This is a genomic window from Thermoanaerobacter sp. CM-CNRG TB177, from assembly GCF_018588165.1.
GTDB lineage: Bacteria > Bacillota > Thermoanaerobacteria > Thermoanaerobacterales > Thermoanaerobacteraceae > Thermoanaerobacter > Thermoanaerobacter thermocopriae.
On the sequence record NZ_JAFCAC010000070.1, the window covers coordinates 1 to 18545 of the forward strand.

The 18545-nt window shown below is 34.6% G+C and carries 14 protein-coding genes and 1 pseudogene; 11 read left to right on the forward strand and 4 right to left on the reverse strand.

Translation table 11 applies throughout. The features are described from left to right. Positions 1-82: 82 nt before the first annotated feature. Complete coding sequence (locus I4N53_RS08175) at positions 83-2803, forward strand: calcium-transporting P-type ATPase, PMR1-type (RefSeq protein ID WP_013150905.1); 2721 nt, start codon at positions 83-85, stop codon at positions 2801-2803. A 254-nt stretch (positions 2804-3057) separates the two neighbouring features. On the opposite strand, the gene I4N53_RS08180 is transcribed toward I4N53_RS08175, so the two are convergent. Continuing rightward, positions 3058-4623 (reverse strand): ClC family H(+)/Cl(-) exchange transporter, encoded by a 1566-nt coding sequence (locus I4N53_RS08180; RefSeq protein WP_214496016.1) that lies wholly within the window; start codon positions 4621-4623, stop codon positions 3058-3060. 313 nt (positions 4624-4936) lie between these two features. Here I4N53_RS08180 and gpmA point away from each other — a divergent pair. The 8 genes and pseudogenes from gpmA to I4N53_RS08220 all read left to right on the forward strand — a co-directional run bounded on the left by gpmA (position 4937) and on the right by I4N53_RS08220 (position 12322). Beyond that, positions 4937-5685: pseudogene (gene gpmA / locus I4N53_RS08185) on the forward strand (2,3-diphosphoglycerate-dependent phosphoglycerate mutase). A 354-nt stretch (positions 5686-6039) separates the two neighbouring features. Beyond that, positions 6040-7830 carry an FAD-dependent oxidoreductase gene (locus tag I4N53_RS08190; protein WP_214496017.1) on the forward strand — a complete coding sequence of 597 codons (1791 nt, stop codon included), beginning with the start codon at positions 6040-6042 and terminating at the stop codon, positions 7828-7830. A gap of 24 nt (positions 7831-7854) precedes the next feature. Beyond that, positions 7855-8235: a NusG domain II-containing protein gene (locus tag I4N53_RS08195; RefSeq protein ID WP_214496018.1), complete on the forward strand. Its 381-nt coding sequence runs from the start codon at positions 7855-7857 to the stop codon at positions 8233-8235. Next, a complete protein-coding gene (locus tag I4N53_RS08200) occupies positions 8207-8761 on the forward strand; it encodes a Gx transporter family protein (RefSeq protein ID WP_012268939.1) in 555 nt (184 codons plus the stop codon). Before I4N53_RS08195 ends, I4N53_RS08200 begins: the two co-directional genes overlap by 29 nt. 13 nt (positions 8762-8774) lie before the next feature. After that, the gene (locus tag I4N53_RS08205) at positions 8775-9743 is read left to right on the forward strand and encodes a polyprenyl synthetase family protein (protein ID WP_028992229.1); all 969 of its coding nucleotides are present in this window, start codon (positions 8775-8777) and stop codon (positions 9741-9743) included. Between the two features lie 37 nt (positions 9744-9780). Beyond that, positions 9781-10818, forward strand: coding sequence for an FAD:protein FMN transferase (locus I4N53_RS08210; RefSeq protein ID WP_214496019.1), 1038 nt, complete (start codon positions 9781-9783; stop codon positions 10816-10818). Positions 10819-10839: 21 nt separating this feature from the next. Beyond that, on the forward strand, positions 10840-11766 hold the full coding sequence (locus tag I4N53_RS08215; RefSeq protein ID WP_013150897.1) for a prenyltransferase: 927 nt from the start codon (positions 10840-10842) through the stop codon (positions 11764-11766). Positions 11767-11905: 139 nt separating this feature from the next. Further along, positions 11906-12322, forward strand: a complete 417-nt coding sequence (locus tag I4N53_RS08220; RefSeq protein ID WP_013150896.1) for an FMN-binding protein — start codon at positions 11906-11908, stop codon at positions 12320-12322. 75 nt (positions 12323-12397) lie between these two features. Here I4N53_RS08220 and I4N53_RS08225 read toward each other — a convergent pair whose 3' ends face one another. After that, positions 12398-12775 (reverse strand): desulfoferrodoxin, encoded by a 378-nt coding sequence (locus I4N53_RS08225; RefSeq protein ID WP_013150895.1) that lies wholly within the window; start codon positions 12773-12775, stop codon positions 12398-12400. Positions 12776-13179: 404 nt separating this feature from the next. Between I4N53_RS08225 and I4N53_RS08230 the strand changes: the two genes are divergently transcribed. Together I4N53_RS08230 and hydF are read left to right on the forward strand one after the other, a co-directional pair. Continuing rightward, positions 13180-14604 (forward strand): aspartate ammonia-lyase, encoded by a 1425-nt coding sequence (locus I4N53_RS08230; RefSeq protein ID WP_214496020.1) that lies wholly within the window; start codon positions 13180-13182, stop codon positions 14602-14604. Then, positions 14601-15827: a [FeFe] hydrogenase H-cluster maturation GTPase HydF gene (gene hydF, locus I4N53_RS08235; RefSeq protein ID WP_012996051.1), complete on the forward strand. Its 1227-nt coding sequence runs from the start codon at positions 14601-14603 to the stop codon at positions 15825-15827. The genes I4N53_RS08230 and hydF overlap by 4 nt, the downstream gene beginning before the upstream one ends. 10 nt (positions 15828-15837) lie before the next feature. On the opposite strand, the gene I4N53_RS08240 is transcribed toward hydF, so the two are convergent. Further along, complete coding sequence (locus tag I4N53_RS08240; protein WP_013150892.1) at positions 15838-17079, reverse strand: MFS transporter; 1242 nt, start codon at positions 17077-17079, stop codon at positions 15838-15840. Between the two features lie 12 nt (positions 17080-17091). Beyond that, positions 17092-18408, reverse strand: a complete 1317-nt coding sequence (locus tag I4N53_RS08245; RefSeq protein ID WP_013150891.1) for a tetratricopeptide repeat protein — start codon at positions 18406-18408, stop codon at positions 17092-17094. Positions 18409-18545: the final 137 nt, after the last annotated feature.

Sequence of the window (18545 nt, forward strand, 5' to 3'; positions counted from 1 at the left end):
ATATAGCAGAATCCCTTAATCCATAAGGATTTTGGGATTCTGCAAAGACCTAAAATGTAGATATAATAAGGGAGGGTCGCTATTGGAGAATAAAAAATGGTATACCCTACATGCAACGGATATTGCCGAATTACTTAGCACTCATTTGTCAAAGGGACTTTCATCCGATGTTGCCCGACAAAGGCTTAAGGAACAAGGCTACAATGAACTTGTGGGCAAAAGAGGGCTGACTTTGTTTGAAATGTTTTTGAGTCAATTCAAGGATTTCCTAGTAATTATACTTATCATTGCTAGTTTGGTATCTATGCTGGTGGGCGAAGTAATCGATTCGGCTGTAATTATAATGATAGTTATTTTAAATGCGATACTAGGTGTAATACAGGAATATAGGGCGAATAAAGCCCTAGATGCTTTAAAGAAGATGGCAGCTCCTGAGGCGCGGGTTATAAGAGATGGCACGGTCCAGGTTATCCCTGCTCGTGAACTGGTTCCAGGGGACATAGTTTTGCTGGAAGCTGGAAACTACGTGCCAGCAGATTTGCGATTGGTGGAAAGTGTAAATCTGAAAATCGACGAGTCAGCGCTGACGGGTGAATCGGTGCCTGTTGAAAAAAACGCCGATATAGTCTTCAACGAAGAGATGCCACTTGGAGACAGGACCAATTCTGCTTTTATGGGCACCGTCGTTACTTATGGCAGGGGCAAAGGTATAGTGGTATCGACGGGTATGAAGACTGAAATAGGTATGATAGCTGAAATGCTCGAGTCTTACCAGGATGAAGTCACACCTCTTCAGAAAAAACTAGAAGAAACAGGTAAAATCCTCGGAACTGCTAGCCTTGTAATATGTGGCGTTGTCTTTTTATTGGGGCTTTTGAGAGGCATCCAATTTTTAGAGATGTTTATGACTGCCGTCAGCCTTGCGGTAGCAGCTATACCCGAAGGTCTTCCTGCAATAGTAACAATAGTCTTAGCCCTCGGCATGCAGCGTATGGTAAAACGGAATGCACTCGTAAAAAAACTACACGCTGTGGAAACTCTTGGGAGTACTACTGTTATATGTTCTGACAAAACGGGTACTCTCACCCAGAACCAGATGACTGCAACAAAAATTTTTACGAATGGCCAATTTTTTTCTATTAGCGGTGAAGGCTACAAGCCTTACGGAGAATTTTACCTGGACGGTACCAAAATCGATCCAAGATCTGATACATGTTTAGAACTGCTCTTAAAAATTGGAGCTCTGTGTAACGATTCTAGGCTGGAAGAAAGCGGAACCGAACACGGAGGTCAAAAATCCTGGAGAATTCTTGGTGATCCAACTGAGGGAGCTCTTGTCGTTGCTGCTGCTAAAGCTGGAATTTTCGTGGAAGACCTGGAGAAGGTACAACCTCGACTTAACGAGATTCCTTTTGATTCTGATAGAAAGCTTATGACGACAATTCATCCTTTTTACGGAAAATACATAGCATATACAAAAGGGGCACCGGATGTCCTCTTAAGTCTTTCAAGTTATATTTACAAAGCTGGTCAGGAGGTACCTCTAACACAGGAGGATATAGAAGCTATAATTGCGGCCAATAAAGCCATGGCGTCTCAGGCTCTCAGGGTGCTTGCTTTGGCTTACAGGCCTCTGGATGATTTGCCACAGGAACTAAAGGCGGAAGATGTTGAAAAAGATTTTGTATTCGTTGGTTTGATAGGCATGATCGATCCTCCTCGACCTGAGGCCGTAGAAGCAATAAAAACATGTAAAATGGCAGGTATACGTCCTATAATGATTACCGGCGATCACAGAGACACCGCGGTTGCTATAGCAAAGGATCTAGGCCTAATTGAGAACGAGGCGGGTGTACTGACAGGTAGTGAACTTGACTCCATAAACGATGAAGAGCTGTTCCAAAAGTCCAGGGAGGTATCAGTTTATGCGAGAGTATCGCCAGTCCATAAACTCAGAATTGTGGAAGCCATAAAAAATAACGGTCATGTCGTAGCTATGACAGGAGATGGTGTCAATGATGCTCCAGCTTTGAAAAAAGCTGATATAGGTGTGGCAATGGGGATTACTGGTACTGATGTTGCCAAAGAAACCGCTGATATGATTCTGGTGGACGATAATTTCGCTAGTATAGTTTCTGCAGTGGAGGAGGGTAGGGTTATTTATTCCAACATCCGTAAATTTATATTCTTTCTGCTTTCTTGCAATATTGCGGAAATCCTCATTATCTTTATCTCTATGCTGGTGGGATTGCCTATACCGCTTAAGCCCATTCAGCTTTTGTGGATAAACGTGCTCACAGATGCATTTCCGGCTCTGGCTCTAGGTATGGAAAAGAAGGAACCGGATATAATGCAACAGCCTCCCAGGAAACCAGAAGAACCTATAATAGATACTCGTATGAGGCGGCAAATTGCGATACAAAGCATTTTTATGACTATTTCTGTACTTGGAATATTCGTTTTTACATTAAAATATACCGACAGTATCGAAAAGGCAAGGACTTTTGCCTTTGCTACGCTAATTTTTAGCGAAATCTTGCGGGCTTTCTCGGCACGTTCTGAGACTCATTCAGTATTCAAAATTGGATTTTTTACCAACCGCTTTATGCTGTGGGGAACATTTATTTCACTAATCCTACTGATGGCTGTAATCTACGTACCGTTCTTGAGAACTATCTTTGACACGACGTACCTATCATTCTACGAAATGGATATTGTCATCATATTCGGTTTGATACCCTTCGCCGCTGCGGAGATAAGCAAAATATTCTTGTCTTCTAGAAGGTCATTGTCAAATTCGTAAACCTAATCGCATTTTAGACCGCATGTTTTCTACCATTATGTCTCAGGAGCACGGAAAATGTCCGTGTTCCTTTATTAATACTCTTTTAATCTTTATAGTACTGTGAATAATAATTCCCTTTTTCTACATTTGAAATTCATATGAGTTGATACCAAATTTTAGATCATGAATTTTTGAATACTTAAATATTCTTTAATTAAATTAAAATTATTTCCAGAATTTGTTATACTTCCTGAAGGAATAGTAGTTATTGTTTACCTTTGAGTCATATTCAACAAAATTTCTCTAATTTCCGTAGCCTTATCTTCATCTGCAAGGACTATCAGATAATCGCCGGCTAGAATTTTCGTATTTCCCTTTGGGATTAACTCGTATGTTCCCCTCTTTATACCAACAAGTAAGCAATTTTGGGGCAAACTAATATTCTTTAATTTTTTGCCATCTAAACTTGAGCCTACACAAACAGGCATTTCGAAGATCGTCTTTCTTTTTTTATTGGCGGTAATAGATTTTTGCTTTTTCTTTATTGGCAGACGTTCTAACAGAGATTCGTAAATCGGCATATTTGAGAACAAATCTGATGAAAGGTATGCTGTTATAGAAACAGTGCTTAAGGCCAACAAATGGCTGAATGAACCGGTCATTTCTGTTACCAGCAAACTCCCTGTTATGGGCGCTCTGACTATTGCAGCAAAATATCCTGCCATAGCAAATACGATAAAATCTTTGATGTAAATGGGGTTTAAATGCATTATATTAATTATTACAGTTCCGTATATATTGCCAATCAAAGAACCTATTATAAGGAGGGGCATAAAAATACCTCCTGGTACACCTGAACCGTAGCTTACCATAGTGAATAAAAACTTAACAATCAATAGCAAAATTAGAAATTTTAAGCTAAAACTATTTTTACTTAATGTATCGACAAGACCTTCACCGCCGCCAATTGCCATAGGTACCCATAGCCCAACTGCAACAGATATAACAAGAGGTAGTATTGGTTTCATATATGATTTTATTTTTAACATGTTGTATATATCTTGAGTTTTTGAGAGAGTTTTATTAAATACGATTCCACATAAACCAATAATGATTCCAAGTAGAATAAGATAAAGATAATTATTAAGCGGCATTACAGCAAGATTTTTGAAATTAAAAATAGGTTTAATACCTAACAACTTACCAGCTACAAAAGTTGATGTAAGTGATGAAACCATAGCAGATATAAGTACTAATGGGGAGAAATTTTTATGAAGTTCTTCTAATGCAAAAATGACTCCTGCAAGTGGTGCGTTAAAAGCTGCTGCAAGCCCTGCACTAGCACCGCATGTAATAAGGTATTTTTCTTCAACTCTAAATCTACCAAATAACCTACTTATTCCCTGACCAATTGAAGAACCAATTTGTACACATGGACCTTCGCGTCCTAAAGAAAGTCCTGCACCTATCGCTAAAATAGTACCTATGAGCTTTAACAGTAAAACTCGTAACCAATTAACTTTTATATAACCGATAATCATGCCTTCAACTTGAGGTATACCGCTACCGCTTATCATAGGTTCTTTTTTCACTATTATCCCCAATAATAAGCCTATTAGAGAAAGGAAAATTATCCAAGCAGTTAATAAGTAAGGATTTGTATGAAGAATTTTGTATACAGTTATTACAAGAATATTTGTTTTTTCAAGAATATATCTTAAAATAGCAATAATCAATCCCACAAGAAAACCTGTTATAATGCCTTCAACTATAATGCGCTTACGAAATTCTTCCCAATGTATTAAGGTATTTAATGTTATACTTTTACCTTTATTCAATAAAATCCCTCCCAAAGCATAAAATGAATGAATATTTATTTTCCTCATATTATCATTATACTACAAGATCAAGCTTTTAATTGCTAGGTTTAATTGTCAAACTAAAATAATCTGGCAATACCTATTATCTTGTAAGAAAATTATGTAAATAACTATTACTTTTTAAAGATAGATTAGCGGATACATATAAATCTTAAATAAGAATAATTATTATTTCGTTGTAATTACTTGATAATTGAGATATAATTAAGAAAACAGGATAGAGTGGGAAAAGACAGAAAATGTTTGTAAATATGAAAGGTGGGGATAAAATATGTATAAAGTTGTTTTGCTAAGACACGGAGAAAGCCTGTGGAATATGGAAAACAGGTTTACTGGCTGGACGGATGTTGATTTATCTCCAAAGGGAATTGAAGAAGCTCGGGAAAGCGGCAAGACTTTAAAGGCAGAAGGATATATTTTTGACTGCGCTTTTACTTCGGTTTTAAAAAGAGCTATAAGAACTTTATGGATTGTTCTTGACGAATTAGATTTGATGTGGATACCGGTTTATAAATCATGGAGGCTCAATGAAAGGCATTATGGAGCACTGCAAGGGCTCAATAAAGCTGAAACTGCCAAAAAATACGGAGAAGAGCAGGTAAAAATATGGAGAAGGTCTGCTGATGTAAGGCCTCCCGCCTTAGAAAAAGATGACCCGAGGTATCCCGGTTTTGACATGCTGACCTTTCTGAAGAAGAAATTCCCCTTACTGAAAATTTGATTGATACAATTAACAGAGTTACTTCCTATTGGGAGTCCACAATTGCACCGACTATAAAATCAGGTAAAAAAGTACTAATAGTTGCTCATGGAAATAGTTTGAGAGGGCTTGTAAAATACCTTGACAATCTTTCAAATGAAGAGATAATGGAGCTAAACATTCCTACAGGGATTCCACTAGTTTATGAGCTTGATGGTGATTTAAAGCCTATAAAGCATTATTATCTTGCCGATGAAGAGAAGGTAAAAGAGAAGAAAGAATTGGTAGCTAAACAAGGAAAGGTTCAAGGGAATTCTTAAAATATTGATAAGGAAGTAACTTGCAGCTTATCTTTATGCTTGTTGTAGAATTGCCGCGAAGCACTTTTGTATTGGCTGTTCTACTTGATCAAGATGAGTAATAAATTACTTTAATAGTGGTTTAAAATTAAGCATTTTTTGAAAAAGATGTTTTAAGAGTTGATAGTGGTAAGAGTGCAGAAAGATACTATACCATATGAGGGTATACTTTTATAAAGTATATCCCTTTAAAATTTTTTAAAAGAACATTAAGATAATGTTTTCGTTGTCAAACTATAGACAAACTACAATTTGTTTAGTAAAATATTATAGAAAGAATGTTGTTATAATTGTATCAAACGAGAGGTGTTTTGTATGAGTGAGCATAAAAGAATTGTCATTGTTGGGGCCGGGTATGGGGGTGTACATGCCGCTAAATTACTACACAAAAAATTTAAAAATGACAGCAATATAGAAATAATTCTTATTGACAAAAAACCTTATCATACATTGTTAACAGATTTACATGAAGTAGCCGGCTCCAGGATAGAACCTGATAGTGTCCGCGTGTATTTACACAAAATTTTTGCAAATAAAAAGGTAAAAGTGATAATAGATGAAGTGGAAAAGATTGATTATGAAACAAACAGAGTAATTGGAAAAGATGGGGAATATCACTATGATTATTTGATTTTAGGAATTGGAAGTGAGCCATGTGATTTTGGCGTACCTGGTGTATTTGAGTATGGATTTACAGTAGGGACGTTAGAAGCCGCTATTAAGACAAAAGAACATATTGAGGAGATGTTTAGAAAAGCCAGCGTTGAAAGTAATCCAGGAAAGAAAAGAAAAATGCTTACGTTTGTAGTAGCTGGCGCAGGGTTTACGGGAATTGAAACTGCAGGTGAATTGATGGAATGGGCGAAAAGTTTGTGCGATAAATATCATCTGGATTACAAGGATGTTAAAATTATGGTAGTAGAAGCCTTGAATACCATACTTCCTAATTTAAATGCGAAATTAGCTAAAAAAGCTACCAGATTTTTGGCTAAAAAAGGTGTAGAAGTTTTAACAAATGCTCCTATAGTGGAAGTAGCAAAAGATTATATAGTTTTAAAAGACGGCAGAAAAATCGAAACAAAGACTCTTATCTGGACTTGTGGAGTTCAGGGAAATAAATGTGCTGAGAATTTTGGTTTAGAGCTAGGTAGAAGATCTAGAATTCAGACAAATGAATACATGCAAGCAGTAAACAAAGAAAACATTTATGTGATTGGAGATCTGGCTTATTATGAGATAGATGGTAAACCTATTCCACAAGTTGTAGAGACTGCCTTGCAGTCTGCCGAAACTGTAGTATACAATATAGTAGCTGATATAAAAGGAGGAGAGAAACAACCTTTTAAGCCAAAATATCATGGTTTTATGGTTTCTATAGGAAGCAGGTATGCAGTGGCTGAAATTATGGGTGTGTCTTTGACAGGTTTTTTAGCTATGGCAATGAAACACCTTGTAAATATCCATTATCTTTTTGGTGTAGCAGGTTTTAATGCAGTGCTATCATACATTTATCATGAGTTCTTTGAAATTAAAAACAATCGTTCAATATTGGGAGGGCATATTGCTGCCCATATTCCTGTATTTTGGCTTGTCCTTTTAAGGATATATGTGGGAGCTTTGTGGCTCATAGAAGGGATAAACAAAATACAGCAAGGATGGCTTGATCCTTCGAAGATATTTATTATAACTACTTCTGATGTATCTGGTGCCACTGCTAATGCTACTACTACTGCTACTCCTGTTCAGACCTTGCAACCTTTGTTAAAAGAACCTCCAGCTTTTTACAAATGGTTTATGGATACTTTTGTGGTGCCTCATGCCTTCTTATTCCAAGCAATGGTAGTGCTTGCAGAAGTAGCAATAGGCTTGGCATTAATAGCAGGTTTGTTTACTTTTCTCGCATCAGCTGGTTCTATATTCTTAGCACTTAATTTTATACTGTCTGCGATGGCAGATAAGTCTATATTATGGTATATATTTGCAGCTATAGCTTTAATGGGAGGGGCAGGAAGAGCTTTTGGACTAGATTATTACGTGATACCTTGGATAAAGAATTGGTGGAAAAAGACTTATTTTGCACGAAAAATGTATCTTTATATCAGTTGATGGGATGGAAGAGGGTTATTTAGTGTGAAAAAAGGCGATATCTTAATTATGCTTTTTGTAGTTGTTTTAGCTATTGGGTTGTTGGTATTTTATAAAATATCAACAACCCAACATTATCACCACAAATATGCGGTAATAATGGTAGACGGAAAGATATATAAAGAGGTATCATTGGAGGATGTAAATTATCGAGAAGAGATACCTATAGTTACAAAGTATGGAAAAAATGTATTGTTGGTTAAAAATGGTGGGATACAGGTTATTTATGCTGAATGTCCAGACAAAATTTGTATAAAAGAAGGATTTATTGATAAACCGGGGCAAAGTATAGTATGTTTGCCATTTAGAATGGTTGTAGAGATACGAGGTGTTAAAAATGCCGAAGTCGACCAAGTTGTCTATTGAGTCTACAACTATGTCGAAGACTCATAGAATGGTTTTTCTCGCAATACTTGCTACTAATTCTCTAATCTTATATATTATAGAAGGAATGCTACCTGTTCCTTTTGTTGCTCCCGGTGCTAAATTAGGACTTGCTAATATAATTACGGTCATATCTTTGTATTTGTTTGGATTCTTTGATACGTTTATTGTGCTATTTGTGAGAATATTGTTAGCAACTCTTTTTGCTTCTTTACCTTCTACTTTTTTTTATAGCATAGGAGGGGGAGTATTAAGCCTTTTTGCTATGTATTTTGCCAAGAGTATAGGTAAAGAAAACATAAGTGAAGTTGGTGTAAGTGTTATAGGTGCTGTATTTCACAACATTGGGCAAATGTTGGTAGCCTCTCTTGTAGTGCAAAATATTAATATAATGGTGTATTTACCTATTTTGATGATAGCTGGAATAGGAACTGGCGTTTTTGTGGGACTTACTGCGAAATTTGTTTTAAAACATTGGAGAAAATTAAAAAATTTAAATTTACATTGATCAAGGTGGTTAGATGGATAAATTTTGGGATAAAAATTTAGAGATAAAAAGTGAGCTTACTGAAGTTATAAAAATAATGGAAAAGCGTATTAAAAACTCTAACAAATCAATCAGAAATATATTGTTAGATATGATCTACAATAGTGGTAAAATGCTCAGACCCGCTTTTGTAATTTTAGCCGGGAAATTCGGAGAATACGATAGAGAGAAAATATTGCCTTTAGCAGCTGCTATAGAAATGCTCCACATGGCGACTTTGGTACATGATGATATAATTGATAATGCTTTGATAAGGCGAAGCAAGCCCACTATCCAAGCAGAATATGGAAAAGATTATGCTGTATTTATAGGAGATTTCCTTTTTTCTGAGAGTTTTTTGTTGTTATCAGATAATATTACTGTTAGTAATCTAAAAAAAGTGTCAAAAGTGGTCTCAAAGATATGCAAAGGTGAAATTGGACAATTTGAGAGTCGTCACAATATCTACATTACGATAAATGATTATTTGAGGCGAATAGCTGCGAAAACTGCTGCTCTTTTTGCTTTAAGCTTTTATGTTGGGGCTTATGAAAGCAAGTGTGACGAAAGCTTGGCTAAAGCATTGGGAAGTATAGGCTACAATATTGGCATGGCTTTTCAAATTATAGACGATATTTTAGATTACACTGGTCAAGAGGCTGTAGTTGGAAAATCTCTGGGCAATGATATAAAAGAAGGGGTTTTTACTCTGCCTTTAATCTATTCGCTGGATAAGAATAAAGATAAAAAAATATTAGAATTACTTAAAAAAGAAAGTTATTCTGATGATGACATCCAACAAATAATTGAATTTGTTCAGCAAAATGGCGGGATAGATAAGTCAAAAATGCTGGCACAAAAATATACTGAAAAGGCTTTTGATAAAATCTCTATGTTGAAAGACTCTCCACCTAAACAAGTTTTAATAGAAGTTACTGGTAAACTTTTATATAGGAATTATTAATTAAAAGATGTAACATCTTTTTGGAGGAGATTATTGGATGAAAAAATTAATAACTTTTGTTGCAATTTTTCTTTTAATTTTTACTGTTGCTGGTGTATTTTCTGGGTGTTCAAATAAAAATTCACAACCTATATCTGATACACAATTTGCTTTAGATACCTATTGTACAATAAGCATATACGATAATGTGCCAAAAAAAGTTTTAGATGAGGGATTTAAAGCTATAAAAGATGTAGAAGAAAAGATGAGTGTTACCATAAAGGATAGTGAAATAAGTCAAATTAATGAGAATGCAGGTATTAGACCTGTTAAGGTTTCGGCCGATACCTTTTATGTAATACAGCAAGCAGTACATTTTTCTGATGTTGAAAAGGGGTATTTTGATATTACAGTAGGACCTATAGTAAAACTTTGGAATATAGGAACTGATAAGGCCAGAATACCTTCCCCTGAAGAAATAAAAGAAAAACTTCCTCTTGTAAATTATAAGGATATAATATTGGACGAAAAGAATAGGACTATTATGCTGAAAAATAAGGGTATGAGTATAGATTTAGGAGGTATTGCCAAAGGATATGCGGCAGATAAAGTAGCACAAGTTTTGAAAAAAGAAGGTGTAAAACACGCCATAATTAATTTGGGTGGGGATGTCATTGCAATAGGAACAAAACCTGCTGGCGGTAACTGGCGCATAGGTATTCAAACGCCTTTTAAACCAAGGGGCGAATATTTGGGCATAATAGAGGTTTCAAATAAAGCAGTTGTTACTTCGGGGGTATATGAAAGGTATTTTGAAAAAGATGGGAAGTTATATCATCACATACTGAATCCTTTTACAGGTTATCCTGCAGACAGTCACTTGTACAGTGTGACAATAATAGCTGAGACTTCTATTGCTGGTGATGCTCTTTCAAAAATTTTTGTCATGGGGTTAGAAGAAGGTTTGAAACTGGCAGAAAGTTTACCGGAAGTACAAGCTGTATTTGTTACAGATGATAAAAAAGTATATATAACCTCTGGCCTGAAAAGCAACTTTAAAATCACTGATCCTGAGTACGTTTTAATGACTAAATAATTTCTGCAGGAGGGAAACATGATGAACAAATCAGAATTTTGGAGGATTTGGAGGGGATTTTGGCAATTAGCAGACCCTAAGATATGGGTAGCTTCTACGGTTCCTATGTTTGTTGCAGCATCTTATGCTTATAGAAAAACGGGTAAATTTGATTTTTTATGGTTTTTTATATCTGTAATAGGTATTTACCTTATTGAAATCGGAAAAAATGCTGTTAATGAATTTATTGATTATAAATCGGGAGTAGATACATTTGTGACTCCTGATAAAAGGACTCCTTTTAGTGGGGGAAAAAAGACAATTGTTGAAGGTAAACTTACAGTTAAAGAGACAATAATTATCGCAGTTTTAACTATGCTTGGTGCTTGCTTAATAGGTTTAATTATTGTGATTTTTCGAGAACCTTTAGTATTAATAATTGGCTTATTAGGAATTTTAATATCAATTTTTTATAGTTTACCTCCTTTTAAATTTAGTTATATAGGTCTTGGAGAAATAGCAGTTGGAGTAACTTTTGGACCTTTAATAATGACAGGTATGTACTTGGTTTTGACTCATCACATAAGTCGAGATATTTTATTACTTTCATTACCGATAGGATTTTTGATAACTAATGTCCTCTGGATAAATCAGTATCCTGATTATGAGGCAGACCTTAAGGGTCATAAATATAATTTATTGGTACGAATTGGAAAAGAGAAAGGTGTAATTGTATATGCAGCGCTTTATGGGGCAGCATACTTGTCTTTTATTGTAATAGCTATTGTTACTAAAAATATTCTATGGTTATTATCTTTTGTAACGCTACCTTTAGCAGTACAATCTGTAAAAATTGCTCGCAAGTATTATGACAATATACCTAGATTAATAAAAGCGAATGCTAATACTGTGAAGATATATCAAATAACAGGATTTTCAATGATTATAGCTGCGCTCTTAAAATTGTAATATATAAAATTAAGAAGGAGAATTTAAAAGTTTTACCAAAATGAACATAAGTTTTTTGTTTGTAATTGATATTATTTTAACGGGATGTTATAATATTCGTAGGCTATAAAATTTATATGTAAGGAGAGGTGTAAATTTTATGAAAAGAATTTTGACTGTTGCGCTAGTAGGATTGTTGGTATTGTTTGTTATGAGCGGCTGTTCTTCAAAAACAGCAAGTGGTGGTTACAAAGATGGTACTTACACAGCAGAACAACCCGATTTTGACGAACATGGTTGGAAAGGACAAATAGAAGTAACTGTAAAGGATGGCAAGATAGCCTCTGTAACTTACAATGAAGTTAACAAAGATGGTCAATTAAAGAGAGATGATCAACAATATGCTGAAAATATGAAGGCAAAGGTTAATATCACGCCTAAAGAGGCATATGAAAAGTTGGAACAGCAACTAGTAGAAAAGCAAGACCCTACTAAAGTAGATACAGTTACAGGAGCTACACACACATCACAAACTTTCAAAGAGTTAGCTACAGAGGCTTTGAAAAACGCAAAATAATTTAATGGAGAAATGGAAAAGAGTTAGAAAAGGTATAAGTTAGAGAGTAAAAATAAGGGCTTTTCGCCCTTATTTTTACTCAGATTTCCATAAGCCGTGCAAATTGCAATAGGACCATGCTTTTAAGTCTTTTGCATCTGTCACAAAAACTGCTTCTGGCTTTTCACCTGGTTTTAGCACTTTTCTCATGTATGTGCCACCAGCTAAGAGAGAAATCCATTCAATCCAGTGTTTTTCTTCCATTGGGTGTGGTACACTTCCTACCTTAACCGTTACGAGATTCCCATTTCTTTCAATTACCGGTGTGTGCTTTTCTGTGCCTGCATCTCCTGTTTTTTCTTGCATTTTAACCATTGGTTCACCACAACACACTAAGGTACCAGCTCCTTCATGAAGCACTTCTACAATATTTCCACACTTTTCGCATTTGTAAACACCATATAAGTCAGCCATTTTGATTCCTCCTTTAAATTATGTAAAACTGTGCAATTAGAATTAATTTGCTTTAGATAATATATTTCAATGGAAATATATTATCCTTTATATTTATAATACATTAAAATTTTTTGGATTTCAAGAGGGAAAAGAAATTTTTTATTAAATAGCAATATCGGAAAAATAAAGAATGTATTTGTTAATTTTTATAAAAGTATGATAATATAAGGTACTTACAAAATCTCTTAACATGGTGAAAAAGGCGACTATAGTAAAACTATAACCGTTGAAAGCCAAATACACAAAAGTAATGTTTTTACTGTAAGTTTGCCTATTAAATATCGATAAATTGTTGACAATCTAACGTTTATGTATTATTGATTATAATGATGATTTATATATAAAAAGTGGAGGCAATTTTTATGAAATATAGAATTGAGCATGATTTGTTAGGGCAAAAAGAGGTTCCAGTTGATGCTTATTATGGCATACATACATTAAGAGCTTATGAAAATTTTAATATATCAGGGCAAAAGATTCATAGAGAACTTATTATATCGCTTGCGATGGTTAAAAAAGCTGCAGCAATTGCAAATATGAAAGCTGGTTTGCTTGATGAAAGAAGAGCGAAGGCAATAATTTTAGCTTGTGATGAGATAATATCAGGTAAATACCATGATCAATTTATTGTTGATGCCCTCCAGGGAGGTGCAGGTACTTCTTCTAATATGAATGCTAACGAAGTTATTGCAAATAGGGCAATAGAATTACTGGGGGGTAGTAAAGGGGACTATTCTATTGTACATCCACTGGAACATGTAAACTTGAGTCAATCTACAAATGATGTTTTCCCGACAGCGGTGAGGATTGCAGCAATACGTCTTTTAAAGCCCTTGAGTGAAGATCTAGCTGAGCTTCAAAGTGTGCTTCAAGAAAAAGAAGAAGAGTTTTCTGATGTATGTAAAATGGGACGAACCGAGTTACAGGATGCTCTTCCTGTTATGCTTGGGCAGGAATTCGGTGCATATGCACAAGCAGTTGCAAGGGACAGATGGAGGATATATAAAGTTGAAGAAAGGTTGAGACAGGTAAACATTGGCGGTACTGCTGTTGGGACAGGAGTAAATGCCGAGCTAAAGTATATATTCTCAGTTATAGAAATATTAAGAGAAATAACAGGACTAGGACTTGCAAGAGCGGAATATATGATGGACCCTACCCAGAACAATGATGTTTTTGTTGAGGTATCTGGGCTTTTAAAAGCGGCAGCCACAAACCTTATAAAAATATCAAATGATATAAGACTTATGTCGTCTGGACCTAAATGTGGACTCATGGAGATTAATATACCAGAAGTACAGGCAGGTTCATCGATTATGCCTGGTAAGGTTAATCCTGTTATACCTGAGGCTGTAAAGCAGGCAGCGTTTCAAGTTATAGCATGTGACCATGCAATAACTTTATGTGTCCAAGCAGGTGAATTTGAGCTTAATTTCACATTGCCTCAGATTGCATATAATCTTTTTATGCAGATAGATCTATTAAGAAATGCTATAAGAATATTTATAGATAAATGCATTAAGGGAATAACTGCGAATAAAGATTACTTAAAAGAAACTATTGAAAAAAGCTATTCATATGCAACTGTGCTAGTTCCTTACCTTGGGTATGAAAAGGCAACAGAAATTGCAAAAATGGCTAAAGAAAAAGGAAAAACCATAAGGGAAGTTGTGTTAGAGGCTGGACTCTTTACAGAGGAGGAACTTAATATAATATTTAACCCTTATGAAATGACAAAGCCAGGAATACCAGGAAAAAGGAAATTGAAAGGAGAAAAACGATTATGAACACGACACCTGTTTCTTCCAGGCTTCACATAGCTATTTTTGGCAGGAGAAATGCAGGAAAATCAAGCCTTATAAATGCTCTTACAAACCAGGAAGTAGCCCTTGTATCTGATGTTGCAGGTACTACTACTGATCCTGTGTCGAAAGCAATGGAAATACTTCCAATAGGACCAGTTGTAATCATCGATACTGCTGGACTTGATGATACGGGAGAGTTAGGGGAACTTAGAGTAAAAAAAACCTATGAAGTTTTAAACAGAACAGACCTTGCAATTCTTGTCATAGATGGCACTATAGGGCTTTCAGAGTTCGAAGAAAATGTTTTGAAAGTCATTAGAGATAAAAATATTCCAGTTGTAGGGGTAATAAATAAAAAAGATTTGTCACAATATTCTGAGGAAGATAAGAGAAAATGGGAAGAAAGATTAAAACTAGAGCTTATTGAAGTTTCTGCTTTAAAAAAACATGGAATTGAAGCCCTAAAAATGATGTTAATAAAAAAAGCACCATATGACGACAGGGAACTTTCGATTGTGGGTGATCTCATAAAACCTGGAGACTTTGTAGTTCTTGTTATTCCTATAGATAAAGCTGCTCCCAAAGGAAGACTTATACTTCCCCAACAACAAACAATAAGAGATATTCTTGACAATGATGCGATGGCCATTGTCACAAAAGAGCATGAGTTAAAAGAAACACTTCAAAATCTAGGGAAAAAGCCATCATTAGTTATTACAGATTCTCAGGCTTTTTTGAAAGTTAGCGCTGATACGCCTAAAGATATACCGCTTACATCTTTTTCTATTCTTTTTGCACGATATAAAGGTGATTTGGAGGAACTTGTAAGAGGTGTAAAAGCAATAAAAAAACTAAAACCTGGTGATAAAGTCCTCATTGCTGAAGGATGTACACATCACAGGCAGCCTGATGATATAGGAAAAGTAAAAATACCCAGATGGATTCGCCAGATTGTTGGAGGAGACATACAATTTGAGTGGTCAAGTGGTATAACTTTTCCAGACAATCTCGAAGAATATAGCTTGATTGTACATTGTGGAGCATGTATGTTGAACAGAAGGGAAATGATGTACAGAATTTCATATGCAAAAAGCAAAAACATTCCAATAGTAAACTATGGGATATTAATAGCTTATGTTCAAGGTTTAATGCCAAGAGCTATAGAAATGTTTCCGCTGGCAAAAATGGTTTATGAGGAAGAATAGAATAGGACGATTACACCTTCGTTGTCTCGTAAACTTTTTTATATTGAAACAATAAGACATAAAGGGTATACGATAGTGTGATTATTCCACTTACTATAAAAGTTATATGAGAGCCAAATTTTTGCGATAGTGTGCCAGCATATAGTGAGCCTATAGGAGTTACTCCACCAAAAACCAAAGAATAAACACTCATCACTCTCCCCCTGAATTCATCTGCTGTATTAATTTGTATTGTGGTGTTGGCAGAAGAGTTGAAGGTTATCATAAACCAGCCTGATAAAGCTAAAAGTAAAGCTGTTAATAAATAACTACTTTGTATACCTATAAGTATTTGAAAAATACTAAGTCCAATGCTACCGCCAAACAGATAGACAGGCTTTACTCCTCTTCTACTTACCGAAGCTAGCGTCAATGCTCCTATCAGCGCTCCTGTTCCCATTGCTGACATTAGTAAGCCATAATCTGTCGCTTTTCTGTGAAGAACATCTTTAGTAAAAACAGGTACTAATACGTTAAAGTTCAGAGAGAAAATGCTTAAAATAGCAATCATGAGTATTGTAGTGAGTATAACAGGGGTATTTTTAATGTATTTCAATCCGTCCCTTAAGTCATCAAAGATTTTTGCTTTGCCGTCATTAGCTTTTGGTGTTATACCTTCTACTGTAATTAATATAAGTCCTATTATCACAGCAATAAAGCTTGCAGAATTCAAGTAAAAACAGACGGCATATCCCAATTTGCCAATTAATATTCCTGCAATTCCTGGACCTATTATCCTTGCTGCATTAAACACTGCTGAGTTTAAAGCAATGGCATTCATCAAGTCTTTTTTTCCGACTAGGTCAATTATGAAGGATTGTCTTGCTGGCATGTCTATCGTGCTTAAAAAACCATTAAACAAAGCCAAAGCCAATATTTCCCAATAATTTATTATTTTTAGAGCAGTCAAAGTTGCGAGGATAAAGGCGGAAATTGCAAAACTTGTTTGTGTAAATAAAATCAATTTTCTTTTTGGAAATCTATCTATTACAACGCCTGCAAATAAAGAAAAAAGCATCACAGGCAAAAACTGAACAGCACTTACAAGGCCCAATAAAAAGGAAGAATTTGTCAATTCGAGAACTAGCCAACCCTGGCCTATATTTTGCATCCACGTGCCTATAAGGGAAATCATCTGTCCAAACCAGAACAATCTGAAATTTTTGTGTTTAAGGGAAGGAAACGAACATCCTAATTTTTCTACTATGTTCATTGCTATTTCTCCTTATGCCAAATTTTCATACAATAGTTCTATCGATTGATTAAAATATTTTTTGGCTTCTTCAGTATTATTTAGAGCAATATACAGATTTCCCAATCCTTTATAGGCTTCGGACAAGTCTTTCTTGAGGCCAAGGTTTTTGAGTATTTCCACAGATTTTAAAAGTTCTTTTTCACTTAATTCAAATTGACCCTGCTTTAAGTGTAAGTTTCCAAGGATTGTATGAATTCTTCCTATTTCTTCTTGTTCGTTTATCTCTTTTACAATTTCTAATGATTCATTTAAATACTCAAGTGCTTTTTGGTAATCTTCTTTTAAATAATAAATTCTTCCTATTTCTGTTAAATTATATGCCATTCCTTTTTTGTCATCTAAATCTTTGTATAATGAATAGCTTTTAAGAAAATATTTCTCTGCAATGTCATATTTTTTTAAATCTGTATATACAAATCCTAAGTAATTATATTCATTAGCAATATCTTCTTTTAAGTTTAATGTTTTGCTTATCAAAATGGCACGCCTTATGTACTTTAAAGCATCTTTGTATTGTTTAAGTTCATAATTTACAAGTCCAAGCCCATTGTTGGAAAGAGCAATAAAGTCTACTGCTTTGATTTGTGTAGAATACTCAAGACATTTTATATAATAATCTCTTGCTTTAATAAATTCTCCCATTTTGCTATATAAACTTGCTATACTGAAAAGTATGCGGGATTTCAATTCAGTGTTTCTCAAAGAATATTTTTCGAACCCATCTAAAGCTCTTAAATAATTTTCCAGGGAAGATTGGAATTTTTGTAAATTGCCTAAAGACAAGCCTTTCATGTAGTGAATTTCTACCATAGTTTCATTGAAGGAATTTTTCTCAAAATAAGAAGATATTTTATCTAAAATTTCAAGAACCTTTTGGTAATCTTTAATAACTAAATAAGATTTAGCTAGATAAAATTTTATCAAATTTGATGAATATTCATCTATTGCATTGTTTAAAATATCGAGGTATAATTTAATAGCTTCTTCATAATTTTTGCTATCAAATGCCCTTTGTGCATTTAAAAATTTTTCGAGTATGTTTTTATATTTGGAAAGTTCCTTTTTTAATTCTTCTTTTTCTACATAGTCTTCATCTAAAAAGTACACAACCGGCTTATTTAATTTTTGGGCGATAAAGTTTAAAGCTTTTAAGGAAGGACTTATTTTACCTTTTTCTATAAGGCTTATATAGCCTTTGGAAAATTCGTCTCCTGATAAATCTCCTTGTTTTAAGAATTGTCTTTTTCTTTCTTCTCTAATTCTTCTACCTAATTCTGCCATATCCATGTACTACCACTCCTTAATGTGCGTACTAAAATATATTATAATTTAATTTAGCAAATTTTTCAACGGGCAAGTATAAGATAAATTTAATTATATAAAAACCAAAATACGTGATATAATATTATTTGTACATTTTGACT

Excerpts from the sequence above, each read along its gene's own strand:
- I4N53_RS08190 (WP_214496017.1), top strand. The coding sequence starts at position 6,040 with ATGAGTGAGCATAAAAGAATTGTCATTGTTGGGGCCGGGTATGGGGGT.
- I4N53_RS08200 (WP_012268939.1), top strand. The coding sequence starts at position 8,207 with ATGCCGAAGTCGACCAAGTTGTCTATTGAGTCTACAACTATGTCGAAG.
- I4N53_RS08205 (WP_028992229.1), top strand. The coding sequence starts at position 8,775 with ATGGATAAATTTTGGGATAAAAATTTAGAGATAAAAAGTGAGCTTACT.
- I4N53_RS08210 (WP_214496019.1), top strand. The coding sequence starts at position 9,781 with ATGAAAAAATTAATAACTTTTGTTGCAATTTTTCTTTTAATTTTTACT.
- I4N53_RS08215 (WP_013150897.1), top strand. The coding sequence starts at position 10,840 with ATGAACAAATCAGAATTTTGGAGGATTTGGAGGGGATTTTGGCAATTA.
- I4N53_RS08220 (WP_013150896.1), top strand. The coding sequence starts at position 11,906 with ATGAAAAGAATTTTGACTGTTGCGCTAGTAGGATTGTTGGTATTGTTT.
- I4N53_RS08225 (WP_013150895.1), bottom strand. The coding sequence starts at position 12,775 with ATGGCTGACTTATATGGTGTTTACAAATGCGAAAAGTGTGGAAATATT.
- I4N53_RS08230 (WP_214496020.1), top strand. The coding sequence starts at position 13,180 with ATGAAATATAGAATTGAGCATGATTTGTTAGGGCAAAAAGAGGTTCCA.
- hydF (WP_012996051.1), top strand. The coding sequence starts at position 14,601 with ATGAACACGACACCTGTTTCTTCCAGGCTTCACATAGCTATTTTTGGC.
- I4N53_RS08240 (WP_013150892.1), bottom strand. The coding sequence starts at position 17,079 with ATGAACATAGTAGAAAAATTAGGATGTTCGTTTCCTTCCCTTAAACAC.
- I4N53_RS08245 (WP_013150891.1), bottom strand. The coding sequence starts at position 18,408 with ATGGATATGGCAGAATTAGGTAGAAGAATTAGAGAAGAAAGAAAAAGA.